Source organism: Pseudomonas sp. GM80 (assembly GCF_000282515.1).
Taxonomy (GTDB): Bacteria; Pseudomonadota; Gammaproteobacteria; order Pseudomonadales; family Pseudomonadaceae; genus Aquipseudomonas.
The window spans coordinates 1-22407 of the sequence record NZ_AKJD01000107.1 but is presented as its reverse complement, the minus strand read 5'-3'; the positions used below and the strand labels follow the sequence as shown (position 1 = coordinate 22407).

The 22407-nt window shown below is 59.9% G+C and carries 22 protein-coding genes; 9 read left to right on the top strand and 13 right to left on the bottom strand.

Annotated elements, in window-relative coordinates; translation table 11 throughout:
- Positions 1-101: 101 nt before the first annotated feature.
- From PMI37_RS17490 to PMI37_RS17465, 6 genes are all read right to left on the bottom strand, one after another.
- Positions 102-365 (bottom strand): hypothetical protein, encoded by a 264-nt coding sequence (locus PMI37_RS17490; protein WP_008083190.1) that lies wholly within the window; start codon positions 363-365, stop codon positions 102-104.
- Between the two features lie 396 nt (positions 366-761).
- Positions 762-1925, bottom strand: coding sequence for a gamma-butyrobetaine dioxygenase (locus PMI37_RS17485; protein ID WP_008083188.1), 1164 nt, complete (start codon positions 1923-1925; stop codon positions 762-764).
- Positions 1926-1949: 24 nt separating this feature from the next.
- The gene (locus tag PMI37_RS17480; protein ID WP_008083186.1) at positions 1950-2426 is read right to left on the bottom strand and encodes a thioesterase family protein; all 477 of its coding nucleotides are present in this window, start codon (positions 2424-2426) and stop codon (positions 1950-1952) included.
- A gap of 133 nt (positions 2427-2559) precedes the next feature.
- Positions 2560-3525, bottom strand: coding sequence for an L-carnitine dehydrogenase (locus tag PMI37_RS17475; protein ID WP_008083184.1), 966 nt, complete (start codon positions 3523-3525; stop codon positions 2560-2562).
- A 173-nt stretch (positions 3526-3698) separates the two neighbouring features.
- Entirely contained in the window at positions 3699-4586 is an 888-nt protein-coding gene (locus PMI37_RS17470; protein ID WP_008083182.1) for a 3-keto-5-aminohexanoate cleavage protein, read from the bottom strand.
- A gap of 75 nt (positions 4587-4661) precedes the next feature.
- A complete protein-coding gene (locus PMI37_RS17465; protein WP_008083181.1) occupies positions 4662-5606 on the bottom strand; it encodes a choline ABC transporter substrate-binding protein in 945 nt (314 codons plus the stop codon).
- Positions 5607-5812: 206 nt separating this feature from the next.
- Here PMI37_RS17465 and PMI37_RS17460 point away from each other — a divergent pair, with 206 nt between their 5' ends.
- Positions 5813-6757 carry a GlxA family transcriptional regulator gene (locus PMI37_RS17460; protein ID WP_008083173.1) on the top strand — a complete coding sequence of 315 codons (945 nt, stop codon included), beginning with the start codon at positions 5813-5815 and terminating at the stop codon, positions 6755-6757.
- 143 nt (positions 6758-6900) lie between these two features.
- Here PMI37_RS17460 and PMI37_RS17455 read toward each other — a convergent pair whose 3' ends face one another.
- The 4 genes from PMI37_RS17455 to PMI37_RS17440 all read right to left on the bottom strand — a co-directional run bounded on the left by PMI37_RS17455 (position 6901) and on the right by PMI37_RS17440 (position 8522).
- On the bottom strand, positions 6901-7317 hold the full coding sequence (locus tag PMI37_RS17455; RefSeq protein WP_008083172.1) for a DUF3010 family protein: 417 nt from the start codon (positions 7315-7317) through the stop codon (positions 6901-6903).
- Positions 7318-7346: 29 nt separating this feature from the next.
- Positions 7347-7670, bottom strand: coding sequence for a helix-turn-helix domain-containing protein (locus PMI37_RS17450; RefSeq protein ID WP_008083171.1), 324 nt, complete (start codon positions 7668-7670; stop codon positions 7347-7349).
- Positions 7654-7908, bottom strand: coding sequence for a type II toxin-antitoxin system RelE family toxin (locus PMI37_RS17445; protein WP_008083170.1), 255 nt, complete (start codon positions 7906-7908; stop codon positions 7654-7656). The genes PMI37_RS17450 and PMI37_RS17445 overlap by 17 nt, the downstream gene beginning before the upstream one ends.
- Before the next feature lie 212 nt (positions 7909-8120).
- The gene (locus tag PMI37_RS17440; protein ID WP_008083168.1) at positions 8121-8522 is read right to left on the bottom strand and encodes a lysozyme inhibitor LprI family protein; all 402 of its coding nucleotides are present in this window, start codon (positions 8520-8522) and stop codon (positions 8121-8123) included.
- A gap of 234 nt (positions 8523-8756) precedes the next feature.
- Between PMI37_RS17440 and PMI37_RS17435 the strand changes: the two genes are divergently transcribed.
- The 7 genes from PMI37_RS17435 to PMI37_RS17405 all read left to right on the top strand — a co-directional run bounded on the left by PMI37_RS17435 (position 8757) and on the right by PMI37_RS17405 (position 17253).
- Positions 8757-9734, top strand: a complete 978-nt coding sequence (locus tag PMI37_RS17435; protein WP_008083166.1) for a dipeptidase — start codon at positions 8757-8759, stop codon at positions 9732-9734.
- A gap of 78 nt (positions 9735-9812) precedes the next feature.
- Positions 9813-10343 carry a DUF5943 domain-containing protein gene (locus tag PMI37_RS17430; protein ID WP_008083165.1) on the top strand — a complete coding sequence of 177 codons (531 nt, stop codon included), beginning with the start codon at positions 9813-9815 and terminating at the stop codon, positions 10341-10343.
- A 15-nt stretch (positions 10344-10358) separates the two neighbouring features.
- Complete coding sequence (dgcA, locus tag PMI37_RS17425; RefSeq protein WP_008083163.1) at positions 10359-12419, top strand: dimethylglycine demethylation protein DgcA; 2061 nt, start codon at positions 10359-10361, stop codon at positions 12417-12419.
- 163 nt (positions 12420-12582) lie between these two features.
- Complete coding sequence (gene dgcB / locus PMI37_RS17420; RefSeq protein ID WP_008083161.1) at positions 12583-14532, top strand: dimethylglycine demethylation protein DgcB; 1950 nt, start codon at positions 12583-12585, stop codon at positions 14530-14532.
- Positions 14532-15752: an electron transfer flavoprotein subunit alpha gene (gene etfA / locus PMI37_RS17415; protein ID WP_008083159.1), complete on the top strand. Its 1221-nt coding sequence runs from the start codon at positions 14532-14534 to the stop codon at positions 15750-15752. Before dgcB ends, etfA begins: the two co-directional genes overlap by 1 nt.
- Before the next feature lie 9 nt (positions 15753-15761).
- Entirely contained in the window at positions 15762-16532 is a 771-nt protein-coding gene (gene etfB / locus PMI37_RS17410; RefSeq protein WP_008083157.1) for an electron transfer flavoprotein subunit beta, read from the top strand.
- Positions 16533-16686: 154 nt separating this feature from the next.
- The gene (locus PMI37_RS17405; RefSeq protein ID WP_008083156.1) at positions 16687-17253 is read left to right on the top strand and encodes a GNAT family N-acetyltransferase; all 567 of its coding nucleotides are present in this window, start codon (positions 16687-16689) and stop codon (positions 17251-17253) included.
- 755 nt (positions 17254-18008) lie between these two features.
- On the opposite strand, the gene gbcA is transcribed toward PMI37_RS17405, so the two are convergent.
- Positions 18009-19304 (bottom strand): glycine-betaine demethylase subunit GbcA, encoded by a 1296-nt coding sequence (gene gbcA / locus PMI37_RS17400; protein ID WP_008083155.1) that lies wholly within the window; start codon positions 19302-19304, stop codon positions 18009-18011.
- 297 nt (positions 19305-19601) lie between these two features.
- On the opposite strand from gbcA, the gene gbcB reads away from it, so the two are divergent.
- Positions 19602-20702 carry a glycine-betaine demethylase subunit GbcB gene (gene gbcB, locus PMI37_RS17395; RefSeq protein ID WP_007911227.1) on the top strand — a complete coding sequence of 367 codons (1101 nt, stop codon included), beginning with the start codon at positions 19602-19604 and terminating at the stop codon, positions 20700-20702.
- Between the two features lie 100 nt (positions 20703-20802).
- Here gbcB and PMI37_RS17390 read toward each other — a convergent pair whose 3' ends face one another.
- On the bottom strand, positions 20803-21627 hold the full coding sequence (locus tag PMI37_RS17390) for an SDR family oxidoreductase (protein ID WP_008083154.1): 825 nt from the start codon (positions 21625-21627) through the stop codon (positions 20803-20805).
- 102 nt (positions 21628-21729) lie between these two features.
- A complete protein-coding gene (locus tag PMI37_RS17385) occupies positions 21730-22263 on the bottom strand; it encodes an REP-associated tyrosine transposase (protein ID WP_008083153.1) in 534 nt (177 codons plus the stop codon).
- Between the last annotated feature and the right edge of the window lie 144 nt (positions 22264-22407).

Sequence of the window (22407 nt, the reverse complement as noted above, 5' to 3'; positions counted from 1 at the left end):
CGAACGCGGAGCGTCCGTTGAGGCATTCCCACGCGGAGCGTGGGAACGATCATGCGTTCCAATGTAGGAGCTGCCGAAGGCTGCGATCTTTTGATCTGCTGTCAGGCGCTATGGCTTTGCTGATAGTCCGCCAATGCCGGCAACAACTGCTTGTCGATCGCCTGCCGCACTGCCGGCTGGATACTGGCGCCGCTGGTGTACATGTCCTTGACCATCTTGCGCAGTTCAAACGCGCGAACATTATCCAGACCGCGCACCGCGCACTCACAAGCCTGCTCGGCGGTCGTGCCACTGGGTACTTGAATACCCAACGCCTTGAGCTGGCCCAACAGATCTTCCTGGTCAATCAAATCGGCGTACATCATCACGCAAATCCTTCTGTGGCAACGGAGGTCTTGATTCGATTCTGTAAGGCTGGGGCGGGCACGGCAAGGGCGTTTTGTCAGCGTGGCCGCGACGACTATGAACAGGTCGTTTTCGGCTAACTCGACAGAAAGGGGAGTGGGCACACTGGCGCAAGCTCGCTTCACGAAGGTTTGGTCACCCTCGCACGGCAGCTCCTCAACAGTAGCTTGCGCCCCGATCCTGTCACGGCTTGCATCGGGGCTTTTTTTGGCTGTGAATCAGTTAGAGATTTGTTGTTCCTGCCGACGTCTTCGCTGGCAAGCCAGCTCCCACAAGTTTCGAGTCTGGTCGCATATTTGTGAAACGCCACCGAACCCTGTGGGAGCGGGCTTGCCCGCGATGAACGATGACGCGGTCTATCTTTGCAACACGAGGATCCGCGACAACAACTCATCCCGGTCGATATAGCAGCCCTGAAAATGCCGCGCCCCCGTGCCCGGGTCAAACGCATTGCGCGCATGCAACGTGCGGCGGTTATCAAAGCACCACAGCTCGCCGGGATTGAGCCGCTGCATCAGCCGAAACCGCGGCTCGCGGGTCATCGCAATAAACCGCCGATACGCCCGATACAACAACGGCATCTGTTCCACCGACGTCTCAAACGCCCCGCGCAAGAAGTTCGCCATGCGAATCTCCGCCACCCGCCCCAGAGCATCCAAAGCAATGATCGGCGCCAGGCAGCGATAGTCGCTATGCCGATCCTTGTTGCGAAACTCCACGGGGATTTCACACAACGCCTGAAACGCCGCCGGATCTTCGCTGCGCAACGCATCGGCAATCGCGAAACCGTCGACAAAAATACTCTCGCCGCCCTCGGCGTCATTCACCAGGCAATGCAGAAATTGCAGCCCCGGTTGCAGCTCGCGAGTGGGCAGGTCGGTGTGCAACGGCAGGTTGAAAGCGGTGTAGGCATTGCTGTCGGCATCGGCCTTCGATTGCACGTTGAACAGCACGCCGAAGTTGCTCTCGCGGATGAACGAAATACGTTGGGCAATGAGCTTCAGCGAACCGGGCTCGGTGGGCACGCCACGCACTTGCGTCAGGCCGATGTCGCGGATGGCGATCATCCATTGCAGCAGGGCGGCGTTGTCATTCATCAGCGCCGCGTACTCGAACACCGGCAACTGCAAATCGCTGCGCCACAGATAGGGTTTCGGTTTGCCGGCCAGTCGTTCGGCACGGGAATCGTCGTCGTAAGCGTGTGCGCGCAACCAGCCCGGATCGAAACGGCTGAGATGGCCGTCCTGCCAGTCGATGCGCAGGCAGCCGTCGGTATCGATGTGTGCGGCTGCGGGTTTCAGATCTTCAGCGGCGTCGACAATCTCGAAAACCTGCTCACGGGTGACGTTGTAGACGCAACGTTCACACGGGCAATTGTCCCGCAGCCAAACGTGGTGAAACGGGCTGATGCGACCGTCAGCCCATTCAATGGCCTCGCGATCCGCCAGGCTCTGCACGCCGCTTAGCGCGCTGATCAACGGATAAGTACGGAAGTCGGCAACAGCGGCAGCGGTGTTCATGGCGGCTCCTTGCGATCGATGGAATTACCGGGCGGGTGGCAGCGCAATAACGCGGCCGATGTAAGCGGGAGCGGGCAGGTCTTTCTGCTCGGTGACGATGGCTTGCAGACGGCTCAAGGTGTCGGCGCTGAACGGTGCCGAGCGCGGACCGACGAGATCGACGTGGAGGAGCATTTGTTCGTTGCCGGCCAGTTCCTGATCCTCCCCAACCTTGTGCAGGCTGTGATAGAGGTGCAGGCGCTTGCTGTCGTGGCCGATGATTTGCGTGTGTACTTCGACCTCGCTGTCGAGCTTCACTTCGTGCAGATAGTTGAGGTGCAGTTCGAGGGTGAACAGCGAGTGGCCGCTGGCTTCGCGGTTGTTGCTGTCCATGCCGAGGCGATCCATCAGGGCATCGGTGGCGTAGCTGAAAATCAGCAGGTAGAAGGCATCGCGCAGGTGGCCGTTGTAGTCGACCCAGTCGGGGATGATTCTGGTTTGGTAGGTGGTGAGGTGGGGCATGTTTTCTCCTGACGCGATCGCTCCCACGCTCTGCGTGGGAACGCCTCTTGTGACGCTCTGCGTCACGCTTCTGGGACGCGGAGCGACCCGGGCTGCATTCCCACGCAGAGTGTGGGAACGATCATTAAACGGCCTATTCGCTGAAACTCATCCCGTGCTTTTCCTTGGTGGTCTTCACCGCCTCCAGCACCGCCAGCAGGCAATCATCACGATAGCGTTCCAGCGCCGAAATGCTGTGACGGCCGAGCTGATCACTGGTGCCATCGACCACATCATCAATCAACTTGTCAGTCAGTTCCGGCGCCGGTAGATAGGTCCACGGCAACTGCAACGCCGGGCCGAATTGCGACATGAAGTGGCGCATCCCGGCATCGCCACCGGCCAGCGTATAAGTCAGGAAAGTGCCCATAAACGACCAGCGCAATCCAGCGCCAAAACGGATCGCATCGTCGATCTCGCCCGTGGTCGCGACACCGTCGTTGACCAAATGCAGCGCCTCACGCCACAGCGCTTCGAGCAAGCGGTCGGCGATGAATCCCGGCACTTCCTTGCGCACATGCAGCGGGCGCATGCCGAGGGATTCGTAGACTTTCATCGCCGCCTGAACGGCTTCCAGCGCGGTGTTTCTGCCACCGACCACTTCAACCAGCGGCAACAGATAAACCGGGTTGAACGGGTGGCCGACCACGCAGCGTTCCGGATGCGTCGAGCTCTCGTAGAACTCGCTCGGCAACAGCCCCGAAGTGCTCGAACCAATCAACGCATTCGGCTTGGCTGCTGCGCTGATTTTGCTGTGCAGATCGAGTTTCAGCTCCAGACGTTCCGGGGCGCTTTCCTGAATGAAATCGGCATCGCGCACGCATTCTTCGATGGTCGTGACAAAGCGCAGACGATCCTGCGAAGCACCCGGCGCCAGACCGTTTTTCTCCAGCGCGCCCCAGGCATTGGCGACGCGTTTGCGCAGCGCCGCTTCAGCGCCGGGCGCCGGGTCCCAGGCCACGACATCCAGCCCATGGGCCAGCGCACGGGCTACCCAGCCACTGCCGATGACACCGCTGCCCAGCGCGGCGAAGGTTTTGATTTCGGTGATAAAGCTCATGGCGACATTCCTGAATGTGTTCGGTGATCCCGTGTGAAACCGGCCCTTGTGGCGAGGGGATTTATCCCCGTTGGGTCGCGCAGCGGTCCCAAGATTTTGCGACTGCTGCGCAGCCGAACGGGGATAAATCCCCTCGCCACAAATCCGGTTCCAAACGGGAATAGGTGTAGGGGTCAGCCGCGCTGGGTCAGGCCCATTTTCTTGCGGCCTTCGGCAGGGGTGAGCACGCGGGCACCGAGGCGGCTGAGGATCTCGCTGGCGCGTTCGACCAGTTGGCCATTGGTCGCCAGCACGCCTTTGTCCAGCCACAGGTTGTCTTCCAGCCCGACCCGCACGTTGCCGCCAAGCAACACCGCTTGTGCGGCCATCGGCATCTGCATCCGGCCAATCCCAAACCCGGCCCACACCGCGTCGGCTGGCAAGTTATCGACCATGGCTTTCATCGTCGTGGTATCCGCCGGCGCACCCCATGGAATACCCAGGCACAGCTGGAACAGCGGGTTATCGAGCAGACCTTCCTTGATCATCTGCTTGGCAAACCACAGATGTCCGGTATCGAAAATTTCCAGCTCGGCCTTCACACCCAGCTCGGTAATGCGCTTGGCGCCGGCACGCAGTTGCGCCGGAGTGGAGACATAAATGGTGTCGCCATCGCCAAAATTCAGGGTGCCGCAATCGAGGGTGCAGATTTCCGGCAGCAGTGCTTCGACGTGGGCGAGACGGGTCAGCGGGCCGACCAGGTCGGTGTTCGGGCCGAACTCCATCGGGTTCTCGCCAGCGCCGATTTCGAGGTCGCCGCCCATGCCGGCGGTGAGGTTGACGATGATGTCGACGTCGGCCTCGCGGATGCGCTCCATCACTTCGCGGTACAGCGCCACGTCACGGCTGAACTTGCCGGTCTGCGGATCGCGCACATGGCAGTGCACAACCGTGGCGCCGGCCTTGGCCGCTTCAACGGCCGCCGCAGCGATTTGTTTCGGGGTGACTGGCACGTGTGGGCTCTTGGCGGTCGTGTCGCCAGCACCGGTGAGTGCGCAGGTGATGATGACGTCGTGGTTCATGGTGCGGTTTCCTTCAGGCGTGATGGGTCTGTCCGCAGCCCTTTTCGGGGCTGCGGAGCGTTGATTCGGGGTGGGTTATTTGCTGGTCAGCTGGAGATTTTCAGCGGCCGGTTTGCCATCGAAAGTAGTCACACCTTCGAGCCAGCGCTGCTTGTCTTCGGGGTGATCCTTGAGCCATTGCTTGGCCGATTCGAAAGCGTCCTTGTGGTCGAGCAACGGCTGCATCATCCGGCTCTCGTCCTCGGCAGTGAACGTCAGGTTGGTCAGCAGACGGCCAACGTTCGGGCACTGCTCGGCGTATTTCGGTGCGGTGACGGTCCACACCGTGGCCATGCCTTCGTTCGGGCCGAGGGCGTCTTCACTGCCGGTGAGATAGGTCATCTTGACGTTGACGTTCATCGGGTGCGGCGCCCAGCCGAAGAACACCACGGCCTCTTTGCGGCGCACAGCGCGATCGACGGCGGCGAGCATACCGGCCTCACTGGACTCGACCAACTGGAACTTGCCGAGGCCAAACTGGTTCTTGGCGATCATTGCCTTGATCTGCGTGTTGGCGCCCGAGCCAGGCTCGATGCCGTAGATCTTGCCGCCCAGCTCTTTTTCGAACTTGGCGATGTCAGCGAAGGTTTTCAGGCCTTTGTCGGCCAGATAAGTCGGTACCGCGAGGGTCGCGCGAGCGTCTTTCAGGCTTGGTGCTTCAAGCACTTTGACCTGATTGGCATCGACGAACGGGGTGATGGTCTGCGTCATCAGCGGGTTCCAGTAACCGAGGAACAGGTCGAGGCGCTGATCGCGAATCCCGGCGAAGATGATTTGCTGGGACGCGCTGGTTTGTTTGGTGTTGTAGCCGAGGCCGTCGAGCAGGACCTGGGTCATGGCACTGGTGGCGATCACGTCGGTCCAGTTGACCACGCCCATGCGTACGTTCTGGCACGAGGCGGGTTCGGCCGCCATGACGCTGGCGCTCAAGAAAGCGGTACCGCTGAGTGCAAGAACACAGCTGCTGATCAGTCGTTTCATGTCGGGTTCCTCGGCAGGTCGTTATTGTGAGTTCCGGCATCTGTCGTGCCGGTGATGCAAAGTTACGCAGCTATACGCCCATGAAAGCGCACTGCGGCGACTGGCATTTGCACTGTAGCGACCTGTGCCCTTGAACGCCGACGACAATCGGCGTATCAACGAGCCACGCTACCCTCCCTCTCGTTACCCGCGAATCGAGTGCGCACATGTCCCAGGATTTCTACTTTCTGCTGATGCCGGGGTTCTCCGCCATCGGCTTTATTTCTGCGATCGAACCGCTGCGCGTGGCCAACCGCTTTCGTGGCGAGTTGTACCGCTGGCATGTGTTGAGCGCGGATGGCGGGGCGGTGCTGGCGAGTAACGGCATGTCGGTTAACGCCGATGCGGCGCTGGAGCCGTTGAAGAAAGGCGCGACGCTGTTGGTGGTGGCCGGGTTTGAACCGCTGAAATTTGCCACACCAACCCTTGAACACTGGTTGCGGCGTCTGGATAACGAAGGCGTGACCCTTGGTGCCATCGACACCGGTAGCTTCGTCCTTGCCGAGGCGGGCCTGCTCGATGGCCATCGCCTGACCCTGCACTGGGAAGCCATCGACGCATTCAAGGAATCTTATCCACAGCTCAGCGTGACCCAGGAGCTGTTCGAGATCGACCGCCGGCGAATCACCTCGGCCGGCGGTACGGCTTCTATCGATCTAATGCTCGATCTGATCGCTCAGGCCCATGGCCCGCAACTGGCGATTCAGGTCAGCGAGCAGTTTGTGCTGGGGCGCATCCGTCCGCGCAAAGACCACCAGCGCATGGAAGTCGCCACGCGTTACGGGATCAACAACAAGAAACTGGTGCAGGTGATCGGCGAGATGGAGCAGCACAGCGAACCGCCGCTGACCACGCTACAACTGGCCGAATCGATCAAGGTGACGCGGCGGCAACTGGAGCGCTTGTTTCGGCTACACCTGGACGATACGCCGAGCAATTTTTACCTGCGCCTGCGCCTGGAGAAAGCTCGCCAGCTACTGCGCCAGACCGACATGAGCGTGCTCGAAGTCAGCATCGCCTGCGGCTTCGAGTCCCCGTCGTACTTCACCCGCAGCTACCGCGCGCGCTTCGCCCGCTGCCCGCGCGAAGACCGGCGTACCGCCCAGGCCTGAGTGGTTTCAGCAACACCCTAGAACCCTGTGGGAGCGGGCTTGCCCGCGATGAGGCCAGCACATCCAACATTGTTATTGCCTGACACACCGCCATCGCGGGCAAGCCCGCTCCCACAGGTTCCAAGGTGATTTCGGGAATCGGGTTACTTCTTCACCAACGCCGAACACGCCGCCTTATAAGCCTCATGCTGATACTTGTTCAACGTCCCCGGCAGTTCAAAATTGTGCTTCTTCGCCTGCGCATTGATCGTCTGCGGCGACAACAACGTCACCTCGCAGCCATCGAGCAACTGCAAAATCCCTTCAATCTTGAATGTCGTCGGCCCACCGGCAAACTCACCCTTCTTGCTGCGCTTCTTGATCGCAATCCGATCAACCGAGTTCTCGCGCACAAACGACGCCACCTGCGCCGCGAACAGCTTCACGTTGGCCGCCTCGTCATCTTCGTCGAGGGCGATCTTCTTGGTGGCAAGGGGAACGTGGCTCAAGGCCGAACCGTCGAGAGCGGCCACGGCGATGATCGCTTCGCTGCCTTTGATTTCAATGCCGCAGATGTTCATGGGGAATTCCTTGAAGTGAAGGGCGCAGCTTACAGCTCAAGCTGATTGGCGGTGATGCCGAACGCCGCTGCAATTTTCTCGCGTGTCGCTTTACGAGGCTTGGACACCGCTTCCTGTTGAGCAAACGCCGGTTGCGAAATGCCCATGCGGTTGGCGACTTCTTCTTGCGTCAGGTTTAGATATTCGCGCCAGGCCCGAATCGGTGTCGCCCCGTCGACCATGCGGCTAACCACCTCATGGGGGATCAGATCAGGTTTTACTTTCTGTGCAACGTATTGCGCATAGGGAATGACCACGAAGGCCGGTTTGCCCTCGGCGTCGTTGATTATTTGGATGTCAGTAGGTGCGTTCATCGCGTTTTTTGACCTCTTGAATACTGACCACTTTGATTGCGCCGTCCCAGTCGAACATGACCCGATAATTGCCGACTCGCAGTCGGTAAGCGTATTCATGTCCAACCAATGATTTGACGTTGCCGACATCAGGCATGTCAGCGAGCGCCGTGATGGCATCACGAACCTGTCCTTGATGAACGCAGTGCAATTTCAGTAGTTGCTTAACGGCCTTTCGAGTCCAGTGGATGCTGTTCATGGAAGAATATAAGTCTTTTATAAGATTGGCGAATCTTTACTTATATTTTTCGGTTGGCCAACTGGAAACAGATGTCAGCGTATTGCGTGAGAACCCCTCAGATAAAGGCATTCACGCAATACGTGTAGGCAGGCACGGTATCTATTGTAGGAAGAGGAGATTGACGCGATGAAAGCAGAGAGCGAGTCCCGCTTTCATCGGAGTACTTAAGACTATTCCTGCCCAATCGACTCCAAAAACTCCGACCGCTCATCACTCATCCGCGCCACGCAGTCATTCTGCGCAATCGTAAACGCCTTGCTCCCCGCCGTCGCCGGGAACGCCTCCACCGCGCAATCCGCGTCCCGCGTCTTCAGCCACTGCTGCTGTGCGGTTTTGAGTTTGGCGGTGATATCCGCCAGTTGCGTGGCGTTTTTGCCGTAGGCGGTCTGCATGCGTTCGGTCAGGCTGGCGTAGTTGTCCTTGAGCAGGTCTTCGGCGGTCGTGCGGCTGTAGGTCGAGCATTCCAGGGTCTGGACGTCGTTTTCGACGGCGTCGCAGGGGTTGTTGTCGGATTCTTCGGCGGCGTGTACGCCGGTCGCAATCAAAGCCAAAGCCAGGAAGATCGATTTCATTGTTGTCGCCGCTCTAATCCAGTGGTGTTTCCAAGATGCCGGAGATTCTGGCTCAAGCTTGCGGGCTTGAACAGGTAGCTGATCGGAGCGTCTGGCGACCCTTTGTCGCGGATTGACGCTTTCGGCAATTCCCCTGTCGTTTTTGCACCCGGTCGCCCCGGCACCGAGGCATATGCTGGCCCCAAAGCGCCGGCAGACGATTCGGCGCATGAATCGCCAATAAGGGGACGCCTGATGAGCCCAGCCGAATTACACGCCGACAGCATCGTTATCGACGGTCTGATCATTGCCAAATGGAACCGCGAGCTGTTTGAAGACATGCGCAAGGGCGGTCTGACGGCGGCCAACTGCACTGTGTCGGTGTGGGAAGGCTTTCAGGCGACCGTGAACAACATCGCTGCCAGCCAGAAGCTGATCCGCGACAACAGCGACCTGGTGATGCCGGTGCGCACCACCGCCGACATCCGCAAAGCCAAGGAGCAGGGCAAAACCGGCATCCTCTTCGGCTTCCAGAATGCCCACGCCTTTGAAGACCAGATCGGCTATGTCGAGGTGTTCAAGCAGCTCGGCGTCGGCATCGTGCAGATGTGCTACAACACCCAGAATCTGGTCGGCACCGGTTGCTACGAGCGTGACGGTGGCCTCTCGGGTTTCGGTCGCGAGATCGTCGCCGAGATGAACCGCGTCGGCGTCATGTGCGACCTGTCTCACGTTGGTTCCAAGACTTCTGAAGAAGTCATCCTCGAATCGAAAAAACCGGTGTGCTATTCCCACTGCCTGCCGTCGGGCCTGAAAGAGCACCCGCGCAACAAGTCCGATGAAGAATTGAAGTTCATTGCCGACCACGGCGGTTTTGTCGGCGTGACCATGTTCGCGCCGTTCCTCGCCAAGGGCATCGATTCGACCATCGACGACTACGCCGAAGCGATCGAATATGTGATGAACATCGTCGGCGAAGACGCCATCGGTATCGGCACCGACTTCACCCAGGGTCACGGGCAGGACTTCTTCGAATACCTGACCCACGACAAGGGCTACGCCCGTCGTCTGACCAGCTTCGGCAAGATCATCAACCCGCTGGGCATTCGCACCGTCGGCGAGTTCCCCAACCTGACCGAAACCCTGCTCAAGCGCGGCCATCCCGAGCGCGTGGTGCGCAAGATCATGGGCGAAAACTGGGTCAACGTCCTCAAGGATGTCTGGGGCGAATAAGCCACCGCACTTCTGAATCCTTTCCCCCGGCCGTCCGCGCCGGGGGCAACACACAAAATTTTCTGGAGTTAAGTTTCCATGGCCAAGATCGCCCCGCAATTGCCAATCGAAGTCGACAGCGAGACCGGTGTCTGGACCTCCGACGCCCTGCCGATGCTCTACGTGCCGCGTCACTTCTTCGTCAACAACCACATGGGCATCGAAGAGGTTTTGGGCGCTGAGGCCTACGCAGAAATCCTCTACAAGGCCGGCTACAAATCTGCTTGGCACTGGTGCGAAAAAGAAGCCGAATGCCACGGCCTGGAAGGCGTCGCGGTGTTCGAGCACTACATGAAACGCCTGTCGCAACGCGGCTGGGGCCTGTTCAAGATCCAGGACATCGACCTCGACAAAGGCACCGCCAGCGTCAAGCTCGAACACTCGGCATTCGTCTATGTGTACGGCAAGGTCGGGCGCAAGGTCGACTACATGTTCACCGGTTGGTTTGCCGGGGCCATGGATCAGATCCTTGAAGCGCGTGGCAGCAAGATTCGCACCGTTGCCGAGCAAGTCTACGGTGGCTCCGAAGAAGGCCACGACGACGGCCTGTTCACCGTCAAGCCGTTGTAAGTCGAGGAACCCGCCATGGCTTTCGAAGCAATGTTCCAGCCGATCCAGATCGGCAAACTGACCATCCGCAACCGCGTGCTCAGCACCGCACACGCCGAGGTCTACGCGACTGACGGTGGCATGACCACCGACCGCTACGTCAAGTATTACGAAGAGAAAGCCAAGGGCGGCATCGGCCTGGCGATCTGTGGCGGCTCCTCCGTGGTCGCCATCGACAGCCCGCAGGAATGGTGGAGCTCGGTCAACCTGTCGACCGACCGGATCATCCCGCACTTCCAGAATCTGGCCGACGCCATGCACAAGCATGGCGCCAAGATCATGATTCAGATTACCCACATGGGCCGGCGCTCGCGCTGGGACGGCTTCAACTGGCCGACCCTGATGTCGCCGTCGGGGATCCGTGAGCCGGTACACCGCGCCACCTGCAAAACCATCGAGCCGGAAGAAATCTGGCGGGTCATCGGCAACTACGCCCAGGCCGCGCGCCGGGCCAAGGCCGGTGGTCTTGACGGCGTTGAACTGTCGGCGGTGCACCAGCACATGATCGACCAGTTCTGGAGCCCGCGCGTCAACAAGCGTACCGACGAATGGGGCGGCACCTTCGAAGGCCGGATGAAGTTCGGTCTGGAAGTGCTGAAAGCCGTGCGCGCCGAGGTCGGTGACGATTTTTGCGTGGGCATGCGTCTGTGCGGTGACGAGTTCCACCCGGACGGCTTGTCCCACGAGGACATGAAGCAGATCGCCAAGTATTACGACGACACCGGCATGCTCGACTTCATCGGCGTCGTCGGCTCGGGTTGTGACACCCACAACACCCTGGCCAACGTGATTCCGAACATGAGTTATCCACCGGAGCCGTTTCTGCATCTGGCCGCCGGGATCAAGGAAGTGGTCAAGGTGCCGGTGCTGCACGCACAGAACATCAAGGACCCGAACCAGGCTACGCGGATTCTTGAAGGCGGTTACGTCGACATGGTCGGCATGACCCGCGCGCACATCGCTGACCCGCACCTGATCGCCAAGATCAAGATGGGCCAGATCGACCAGATCAAACAGTGCGTCGGCGCCAACTATTGCATCGACCGTCAGTACCAAGGTCTGGACGTGCTGTGCATCCAGAACGCCGCGACTTCCCGTGAATACATGGGCGTGCCGCACATCATCGAGAAATCCACCGGGCCGAAACGCAAAGTGGTCATCGTCGGTGCCGGCCCGGCCGGCATGGAAGCCGCACGCGTTGCCGCCGAGCGTGGCCACGACGTGACCCTGTTCGAGAAGAAAGAATTCATCGGTGGGCAAATCACCACCGCCTCGAAAGCGCCGCAGCGCGACCAGATCGCCGGCATCACCCGCTGGTTCCAGCTGGAGCTGGCGCGGCTGAAAGTCGATCTGCGCCTGGGCACGGCGGCTGATGCCGACACCATCATGGACTTGCGTCCGGACGTAGTGGTGCTGGCGGTCGGCGGGCATCCGTATCTGGAACAGAACGAACACTGGGGCGCTGCCGAAGGGCTGGTGGTCAGCAGCTGGGACGTGCTCGACGGTAAGGTTGCGCCGGGCAAGAACGTGCTGGTCTACGACACCATTTGCGAGTTCACCGGGATGTCGGTCGCAGACTTCCTCGCCGACAAGGGCAGCCAGGTCGAGATCGTCACCGACGACATCAAACCGGGCGTGGCCATCGGCGGTACGTCGTTCCCGACCTACTACCGCAGCATGTACCCGAAAGAAGTGATCATGACCGGCGACATGATGCTGGAAAAGGTCTACCGCGAAGGCGACAAGCTGGTCGCGGTACTGGAGAACGAATACACCGGCGCCAAAGAGGAACGGGTGGTCGACCAGGTGGTGGTGGAGAACGGCGTGCGTCCGGATGAGGAAATCTACTACGCGCTCAAAGAGGGTTCGCGCAACAAGGGCCAGATCGACGTCGAAGCGTTGTTCGCGATCCAGCCGCAACCATCGCTGAGCGAGACGGGCGACGGCTACTTGCTGTTCCGCATCGGCGACTGCGTGGCGCAGCGCAACACCCACGCCGCCATTTATGACGCCCTGCGGCTCTGCAAGGATTTCTAAGGGCTAGTGAACCGATCGTTCCCACGCTCTGCGTGGGAATGCCGCAATGGACGCTCTGCGTCCGCTTGGGACGCGGAGCGTCCCGGGATGCATCCCCACGCAGAGCGTGGGAACGATCATTGAACGCCGTGTTTCTCCAGGTTGTACTGGTGGGAGCTTCACCATGTTGAACACCCTTCTTCCAATCCTGTTGTTTGCCGCCCTGGGCCTTGGTGTCCTCGGCGCGTTGCGGCGGGTGGGCATGTGGCGTCGGGGCCGGGCCTCGAAGGTCGATCTGATCGGCGGCCTGTTCGCCATGCCCAAGCGTTACATGGTCGATTTGCACCATGTCGTCGCGCGGGACAAATACATCGCCAACACGCACGTGGCCACGGCCGGCGGTGCGGTGGCGTCGATTGTGCTGGCGCTGCTGGTGCACGGTTTCGGCCTGCATAACCGCATTCTCGGTTACGCCTTGCTGCTGATGACGGCGGTGATGTTCGTCGGCGCGATCTTCGTTTATCTGCGTCGGCGCAACCCGCCGGCGCGGCTGTCGAAAGGCCCGTGGATGCGCCTGCCGAAAAGCCTGTTGGCGTTCTCGGCGTCGTTCTTTCTGCTGACATTGCCGGTGGCTGGAATACTGCCGGAGAACTTCGGTGGCTGGGTGCTCGCGGGCATCCTCGGGATCGGCGTGCTGTGGGGCGTGTCGGAACTGTTCTTCGGCATGACCTGGGGCGGGCCGATGAAACACGCCTTCGCCGGTGCGTTGCATTTGGCTTGGCACCGTCGCGCTGAACGCTTTGGCGGCGGTCGTTCCACCGGTTTGAAACCGCTGGATCTGAACGATCCGAACGCACCACTGGGCGTGGAAAAACCCAAGGATTTCACCTGGAACCAGTTGCTCGGTTTTGACGCCTGCGTGCAGTGCGGCAAGTGCGAAGCTGCATGCCCGGCCTTCGCCGCCGGCCAGCCGCTGAACCCGAAAAAACTGATTCAGGATATGGTCGTCGGCCTCGCTGGCGGCACCGATGCGAAGTTCGCCGGCAGTCCTTATCCTGGCAAACTCATCGGCGAACACTCAGGCAATCCGCATCAACCAATCGTCAACGGTCTGGTCGACGCCGAAACCCTCTGGTCGTGCACCACCTGCCGCGCCTGCGTCGAGGAATGCCCGATGATGATCGAGCACGTCGATGCCATCGTCGACATGCGCCGTCACCTGACCCTGGAAAGAGGCGCGACCCCGAACAAGGGCGCCGAAGTCCTCGAAAACCTCATCGCCACCGACAACCCCGGCGGTTTCGCCCCGGGCGGGCGAATGAACTGGGCGGCGGATTTGAATCTCAATCTGCTCAGCGAAAAGAAATCCACCGACGTGCTGTTCTGGGTCGGCGACGGTGCGTTCGACATGCGCAACCAGCGCACCCTGCGCGCCTTCGTCAAAGTGCTGAAAGCGGCGAAAATCGACTTCGCCGTGCTTGGTCTGGAAGAGCGTGACAGCGGCGACGTAGCGCGCCGTTTGGGCGACGAAGCAACCTTCCAGTTGCTCGCCAAACGCAACATCCAGACCCTGGGCAAATACAGCTTCAACCGCATCGTCACCTGCGATCCGCACAGTTTCCATGTGCTGAAAAACGAGTACGGCGCGTTCGACGGTAGCTACCTGGTGCAGCACCACAGCACCTACATGGCCGAAATTATCCAGGCCGGCGCGCTCAATCTCGGTCAGCACAAAGGCAACAGCGTGACCTATCACGATCCGTGCTACCTCGGTCGCTACAACGGCGAGTACGAAGCGCCGCGAGAAGTACTGCGTGCGCTCGGTATCGAAGTCAAAGAGATGCAACGTTCCGGTTTCCGTTCGCGCTGCTGCGGTGGCGGTGGCGGGGCGCCGATCACTGACATTCCGGGCAAGCAGCGGATTCCCGACATGCGCATGGAAGACATCCGCGAGACCGGCGCCGAACTGGTAGCCGTGGGTTGTCCACAGTGCACGGCGATGCTCGAAGGCGTGGTCGAACCGCGTCCGCTGATCAAGGACATTGCCGAACTGGTCGCCGATGCGCTGCTCGAAGACGCCGCGCCAAGCAAGCCTGCGACCCCGGCCAAACGTGAACCAGCGGAGGCCCACTGATGAGCGACATTATCCGCCGCGACCCACGCGCCGAATGGATTGCGCGTAACCGCCTGCACCCGTTGCATGCGGCGATGCAACCGGCGCAACACAGCTGGATGGGGCCGAATGGCGTCATCCGCAAGAATCTGCACGGCATCGGTTTTATCGGCCCCAACGGCATCAAACGTATCGATCGCAGTGGTGCGCAACAGGGCGGGGCGGTCAAACGTTCGGCGACTGTTGAAGTGCAATTGCCGCTGCATCAAGTGCCGGCCCCGGCGTTCTATATCAGCGTGGTGCCGGACATGGTCGGTGGCCGCTTGAGCAGCCACGACCGTGACTTGCTCGGCCTTGCCCATCAACTCGCTGGCCAGGACGGCGCGGTGTTGGCGGTGGTCTTTGGCGAGCACAAGGAAAACGCTTTCGCCACTGCCGGGGTGGATCGCTTGCTGGTGCTCGAAGGTGAAGAATTCAGTGGTTATGCACCGGAGCAACGAGTACAGGGTCTGCGTGCTGTGGATAACCAGTTCAACCCGCGTCACTGGCTGCTGCCGGACAGTCGCAGCGGTGGCGGCGAAATCGGTCGACGCTTTGCGGCGGCACTCGGCGAGCGCCCGGCCACACGGGTCTGGCAGGTCAAGGATCAAGAGTGCATCGGCCGCGCTGGCGCTGGGCTGCAAGACCTTGCCCGGCCGGTTGCGCGGTTGATTCTGGCTGCCGCCGAATGCGCCGAGCCGGTCAGCGAAACCCGTCATGAAGCCTTGAAGGTGGAGTTATCCACAAGCGTCGCGCGCAGCCTGTCGCGGATCGAAGATCTCGGTGCGGTAGCAGTGGACCCGGCGGCGATTCCGATGGCCGAAGCGGAATTCATTTTCTCCGGCGGCAACGGCGTCAAGGACTGGCAGCTGTTCCACGCAACGGCGGCGGCGCTCGGAGCTACCGAAGGCGCCTCGCGGGTCGCGGTGGACGATGGCTTCATGGCGCGTGATCGTCAGGTCGGCGCGTCGGGCACTTGGGTCACCGCGCGGGTCTATGTGGCTGTGGGTATCTCCGGGGCGATCCAGCATCTGCAAGGTATTGGCGCTTGCGACAAGGTGGTGGCGATCAACCTTGACCCGGGATGCGACATGATCAAGCGTGCCGACCTCTCGGTGATCGGCGAAAGCGCGGAGATTCTGCAAGCGTTGATCGAAGCCGTTTCGGCTTACCGCAATGAATCCAAGCGCGATGCGGCCTAAGGAAACGCGATGAACATGAAAGTTATCAGTCTGGTTTCAATCGGCGCCCACCCGACTTCCGGCCGCCCGCGTCGCGCCGACCAGGACGCGCGCGCCGTGGAGCTGGGCCTGCAACTGGCTGGGGATAACCTGCAAGTGCTGCACGCCGGCGACGTGGCGGAACCGGCACTGCGCGCCTATCTGGGCATGGGCCTGGAGCAGATGCATGTGCTGGAGCAGCCCGCTGGCGCCGATGCCTTGCCAGCGTTGACCGCGTATCTGCGTGATGCCGGTGCGCAAGTGGTGCTGACCGGCAGCCAGGCGGAAACCGGTGAAGGTTCGGGGATGTTGCCGTTCCTGTTGGCCGAAGGGCTGGGCTGGCCGCTGGTGGTTGGGCTGGCGCAGGTCGAGTCGATCAGCGACGGCTCGGCGCTGGTGCTGCAAGCCTTGCCGCGTGGTCAGCGGCGACGGTTGAAGGTGAAGCTGCCCTTTCTGGCGACTGTGGATAACGCTGCGCCGAAACCTCGGCAGAGTGCTTACGGCCCGGCGCGGCGTGGGGTATTGGAGGCTGACGACGTCGAGGTTGTTGACGATGAACTCCTGTCTGTAGCCACCCTGCAACCGGCCAAACCAAGGCCTAAACGCCTGAAAGTGATCAAAGCCAAAAGCGGCGCCGACCGCATGAAAGCCGCGACCGCCAAAGCCAGTGGCGGCGGTGGGCAAGTGCTCAAAGGCGTCACCCCACAAGCCGGCGCCGAAGCCATCCTCAAACTGCTGATCGAAGAAGGCGTCGTCCGCTGACACCCGACACCCCCCAAATCTCTGTAGGAGCTGACGAGTGCAACGAGGCTGCGATCTTTTGATCTTTTTTTCAAATACCAAGATCAAAAGATCGCAGCCTCGTTGCACTCGTCAGCTCCTACAGGTTGGTGGGTTTGCCATAGGAATAATGTGAATGACCGTTGAGTTTCGACCTGCACTGCGCACGGATGCGCGCGACATTGCGCGTTTGTTTCAGATCTCTTCGGAGGGGGCCTCGGATTATATCTGGAGCCAATTGGCGGAGCCGGGTGAGGCATTGCTTGATGTCGGTGAGCGGCGCTATGCCCGCGACGACGTGGATTTCTCTTGGCAGAACTGCCTGATCGCCGAGGCTGCAGGTCAGGTAGTTGGCATGATGCACAGCTACGCCATGCGCGAAGATCCCGAGCCAACGCCGCCCACCGATCCGGTGCTGGCACCGTATGCCGATATGGAAGTGCCGGATTCGTTGTACATCTCCAGCCTGGCGCTGCATGAGGGCTGGCGCAATCTGGGCTTGGGCGTGCAGTTCCTCCAGCATGCCCAGGCGCGTGCTGAGCAACTGGCGCTCAAAGGCCTGAGCCTGATCGACTACGCCGCGAATACAGGGGCGCGGCGGTTCTATGAGCGGCATGGCTTCGGCATCGTCAAAATCTGCCAAGTGGTTCCGCATCCAATGATCCGGGTGACGGGCGAGGCCTATCTGATGCACCGAGCATGAACTCGGTTATCCACTGACGAGGGTTTACACACAATCCCTGTTGGTCAGTCTGTGGATAACGTGTTCGCCCTTCGCTGCAAGTCATGTCCGCCGTGGCTTGCAGGCCGCAGATCAAAAAACAACCAACCTAACTTACGGTTTTTACGGGATTTTTCTGCGGGATAACTGCGTAAGTTACCCCCGATCTCTGTTGGCGCTTCTGTGGATAAGATGTTCGCTAACCCATGAGAGCTATATAAAACGTGGCTTTCAGAGGGTTGATCAATAACTGATCAATTTGCGTTTTTTATCCGATGAATTGCCCGTAGAGCCTGATATTTCGCAGTCTTCAGGGCTTTTCCACAGCAGGCGCAAAGTTACCCCCGATCTCTGTTGGTGCTTCTGTGGATAAGGTGTTTGCCATCCGCTAAACGCCACGAACGGCGTGGCTTGCAGGCTGTTGATCAAAAAGTGATCAATGCGTTTTCAAAACAGTACTTCTGGATAAGTCACGGTTTTTCTTTGCAAATCAGTGGGATATTTTTCGAATCATCCACAGTTGTCCCCATTTGCTGTGGGTGGGTGTGTGGATAACTTGTTTGCGGAAGGCTGGGGGGCTTGGTGGGTATGGGGTGCGGGGTGGTTGATCAGAAATTGTGCAATCAAGGTTTAGGGATGTGGTGAATGTGAGATAGCTATCGCGAGCAGGCTCACTCCTACAGGGGAACGCATTCCACCTGTAGGAGCTGCCGAAGGCTGCGATCTTTTGATCTTGCTCAGCCCTGAACCGGGACACCTTTGAGGTAAGGCGCAGGCTCAGCCCCAAGGTTGTTCAGCAAGCGCTCGCTGTACCAATCCACGAAGTTGACCACACCAAACTCATAGGTCTTCGAATAAGGCCCAGGCTGATACGCCGTCGAGTTGATCCCGCGCTGATTCTCCTCAGCCAGACGCCGATCCTGATCATTGGTCGCATCCCACACCTGACGCATGCGCTCGACGTCGTAATCAACACCCTCAACCGCATCTTTGTGCACGATCCACTTGGTGGTGACCATGGTTTCCTGCGCGCTGATCGGCCACACCGTGAAGACGATGATGTGGTCGCCCATGCAGTGGTTCCACGAGTGCGGCAGGTGCAGGATGCGCATCGAACCGAGGTCCGGGTTCTTGATCCGGCCCATCAGTTTCGCGCAACCCTGTTTGCCGTCGAGGGTCATCGACACGGTGCCCTTGAGCAACGGCATGCGCACGATGCGGTTGCGCAGGCCGAAACTGGCGTGGGCATAAGGAATCTTCTCGGCCTCCCAGGCCGCGGCAGAGGCGGCGACGTGATCCTTGAACGCCTGATCGGCGCGCGGATCGGTGACGTCGTCCCATTCCAGCAGGGTTTTCAACAGTTCCGGGTGCGACGCGTTGCAGTGGTAACACTCGCGGTTGTTTTCCAGCACCAGTTTCCAGTTGGCCTTTTCCATCAAGGTGGTGGTGATCGCCACCTTGGTGTTCTCCATGTCGTACGGTTCCATGTAATGGTTCAGCGTCGACAGGAAGTCATCGATGGCTGGCGGGTTCTCGGCCAGGCTGATGAAGATGTAGCCGCCGGCGGTCTTCACGTTCACTGGTTTGAGGCCGTACTGCTTCATGTCGAAGTCGGCGCCCATTTCGGTGCCGGCGAACAGCAGGCGCCCGTCCAGCTCGTACGTCCACTGGTGGTAATGGCAGACCAGTTTGGCGACCTTGCCTTTTTCACTGGTGCACAGGCGCGAGCCGCGGTGGCGGCAGACGTTGTGAAACGCATGCACCACACCCTCGGCGCCACGAATGACGATGATCGGGTTTTTGCCGATCTGCAGTGTCAGGTAGTTGCCTTTCGCCGGGATCTCGCAGGTCATGCCGGCGATCAACCACTCTTTCTGGAAGATCTCCTGCATGTCGATATCGAAGAGTCGTTCATCGCTGTAAAACGGTTGTGGCAGCGAAAACGTCCGCTCGCGCTCCTGGAGCATTTGTGCGGTGGCCTTGCGTGCGGGTTCCAGCGGATCGCCCAGGCTGATTTTTGCGGTGACGTCCATCGATGTGATCCTCATGGCCATCTGCGTGGCCGGCGAAAAGTGGCTGATCAGGTGTGCTGCTAACGGTTGCTACGCAAGGTGTAAAGAAGCTGTCTTGGTGTTGGGGCGAGTGTGGGGCCGGCGCGGGGCGGAACCTTATCCATGGGCGACATGGTGCAATCTGTTCCCGACGCGCAACCCCCGGTGGTTGGGGGCTGGTCGCGATAAGTATGCCGATGTCGCGGATAGGTAAACGGGTGGTTCGCGCTATACGCAGAATCGCCGACATGAGGCCGACAGTCGGCCGTGGAGAACAGCATGTCCAACAGCTTCCTGAATCCGGTCACCACCCAGACCTGGGCCAATGGCCGACACATCGTCCGTTGCGTCAAAGTCATCCAGGAAACCTGGGACGTGCGCACCTTCTGTTTCATGGCCGACCAGCCGATTCTGTTCTTCTTCAAGCCCGGGCAGTTCGTGACCCTGGAGCTGGAAATCGAAGGCCAGCCGATCATGCGCTCGTACACCATTTCCAGTTCGCCGTCGGTGCCGTACAGCTTTTCGGTGACGATCAAACGGGTGCCGGGGGGCAAGGTTTCCAACTGGCTGCACGACACGCTGCATGAAGGGCAGGAATTGGCGGTGCACGGGCCGGTCGGGCTGTTCAATGCCATCGACTTCCCGAGCCCGAAAGTCCTCTATCTCAGCGGCGGCGTCGGTATCACGCCGTGCATGTCGATGGCGCGCTGGTTCTACGACACCAACGCCAACGTCGACATGACCTTTATCCACAGCGCGCGCTCGCCGAAAGACATCATTTACCACCGCGAGCTGGAGCACATGGCGTCGCGGATCGACAACTTCAGCCTGCACCTGATCTGCGAGAAGCATGGCTTGGGTGAGCCGTGGGCGGGATATCGCGGTTACCTGAACCACAAGATGCTGGAACTGATGGTGCCGGACTTCCTTGAACGCGAGGTGTTCTGCTGCGGCCCGACGCCGTATATGAACGCGGTCAAGCGCCTGCTGGAAGTGGCCGGGTATGACATGTCGCGTTATCACGAAGAATCCTTCGGTGCGACGCCACCAGAAGCGCGTGCCGATGCGGTGGAGCAAGCCGAACAGGCAGCGGATGCGCCGGAGATCGATGCGGCGGATCTGCATCAGGTCGAGTTCACCTCGTCCGGCAAGAGCATTCGTGTGGCCCCGGGTGAGACTGTGCATGCGGCGGCGGCCAAGCTTGGTTTGATGATTCCGAAAGCTTGCGGCATGGGCATTTGCGGGACGTGCAAGGTGCTCAAGCTGGGGGGCGAGGTGGAGATGGAGCACAACGGCGGGATTACCGAGGACGACGAGGCTGAGGGGTTCATCCTGTCGTGCTGCAGCGTGCCTAAAGGCGACGTCCGTATCGATTTCTAACGGAATCCCTGTGTAGGAGCTGCCGAAGGCTGCGATCTTTTGATCTTGTTTTTGAAGATCAAAAGATCGCAGCCTTCGGCAGCTCCTACATGGGTTGTGTTCAGTCGATGAACAGGTCGGGCATCAGGGTTGCGGTGCTGTCCGGTTCAAACCGGTAGTGATTGAACTCGGTCATGCCGTGCTCGCGCAAAATTTCTTCATCAATCAATAGCCGCCCGGTGATCTGCCGTTCGCGGCTATCCAGAATCACGTACGCCGCATCCGCCATGATCGCTGGCGTTCGCGCCTGCTTGAACGACTCCCGATTTCCCAACTGAAACTCGATCGCCGCTGTAGCAATCATCGTCTGCGGCCACAGGGAATTGACGCTGATGCCGTAACCGGCAAACTCCTCACTCATCCCCAGCGTCAGCATGCTCATGCCGTACTTGGTCACGGTGTAAGGGCTGAACTGTGCAAACCACTTGCTCGCCAGATTCAGCGGTGGCGACAGGTTGAGAATGTGCCCGGCGGATTTTTTCAGATAGGGCAGGGCGGCCTGGCTGCACAGCAGCACCGCGCGGGTGTTGATCTGGTGCATCAGGTCGAAACGTTTCAGTTCGACGTGTTGCACACCGGTCAACTTGATCGCCCCGGCGTTGTTCACCAGCGCATCGATCGCGCCGAAATGTTCGTTGGCCTGGGCCAATGCCCGGCGCACGCCGTCCTCATCACGCACATCCACCTGCAACGCCAACGCCTTGCCACCCGCCGCCTGGACTTCGGCGGCGACGCTGTGGATGGTGCCGGGCAATTTGGCGTGGGGTTCGGCGCTCTTCGCCGCAATCACGATATTGGCCCCGTCCCTCGCGGCACGCAGCGCAATCTCACGGCCAATGCCACGGCTGGCGCCGGTGATGAACAGGGTTTTGCCTTGTAACGACATGCCGATGCTCCTGCTTATTGTTATGTGAGCGAAGGGCTCGACAGACAATGTAGACCAAGGGCAACGCAATTTTGCTCGTTCCCACGCTCCGCGTGGGAACGATCAATACCAGTACTGAACCTCAATTAGCCCCGGCATTCCCGCGTAGTCCCTGGCACTCGAATAACGCCAATGCTCCGGCAAATCCACATACCCGCGTTTCACCGGATTGTCGTGGATGTATTCAAGCTTCTGGCGCATGACCAATTCGCTATAAACCATCTCTGCGTGGGAGCCTTCCTGCCACAACTGGTAAACCCGATCCTGCTTATGCGCGCGTTTGCTAAAGCGCAGGCGTTGCAGAGCTTTGTCGGCACCTTTGCTTTGCAGATCATCGATGATTTGACGCGCGGTGAAAGATTTGAATTGGCTGAGGCATTTACTCAGGTTGGGCGCCTGAGCGACGAAGTGAAGATGGTTTTCCAGAATCACGTAGCCGTACAGCTTCAAGTCATGGTGGGTCTGTTGATAACGCCAGCAGTTGAGCAGGTGGTCGACGATGTAGGGGCGGATGAACAGCGGTAACCATTCCATGATCGTGCAAGTCAGGAAATGCGGTTTGTCGGTTTCAGTAATGGTGTAGCGGCTGCGGCCCATGGGATTCTTCCTTGAATTTTGCGGTGCGACGGGAGTGGAACGCGGAGCGTCCCGGGAGGCGTTACCACGCAGAGCGTGGGAACGATCAGGGTGAGGCGGGCGAAGTGATCGCGCTAGCAGAGAAGTCTGAAGTGCCGGTGGGAA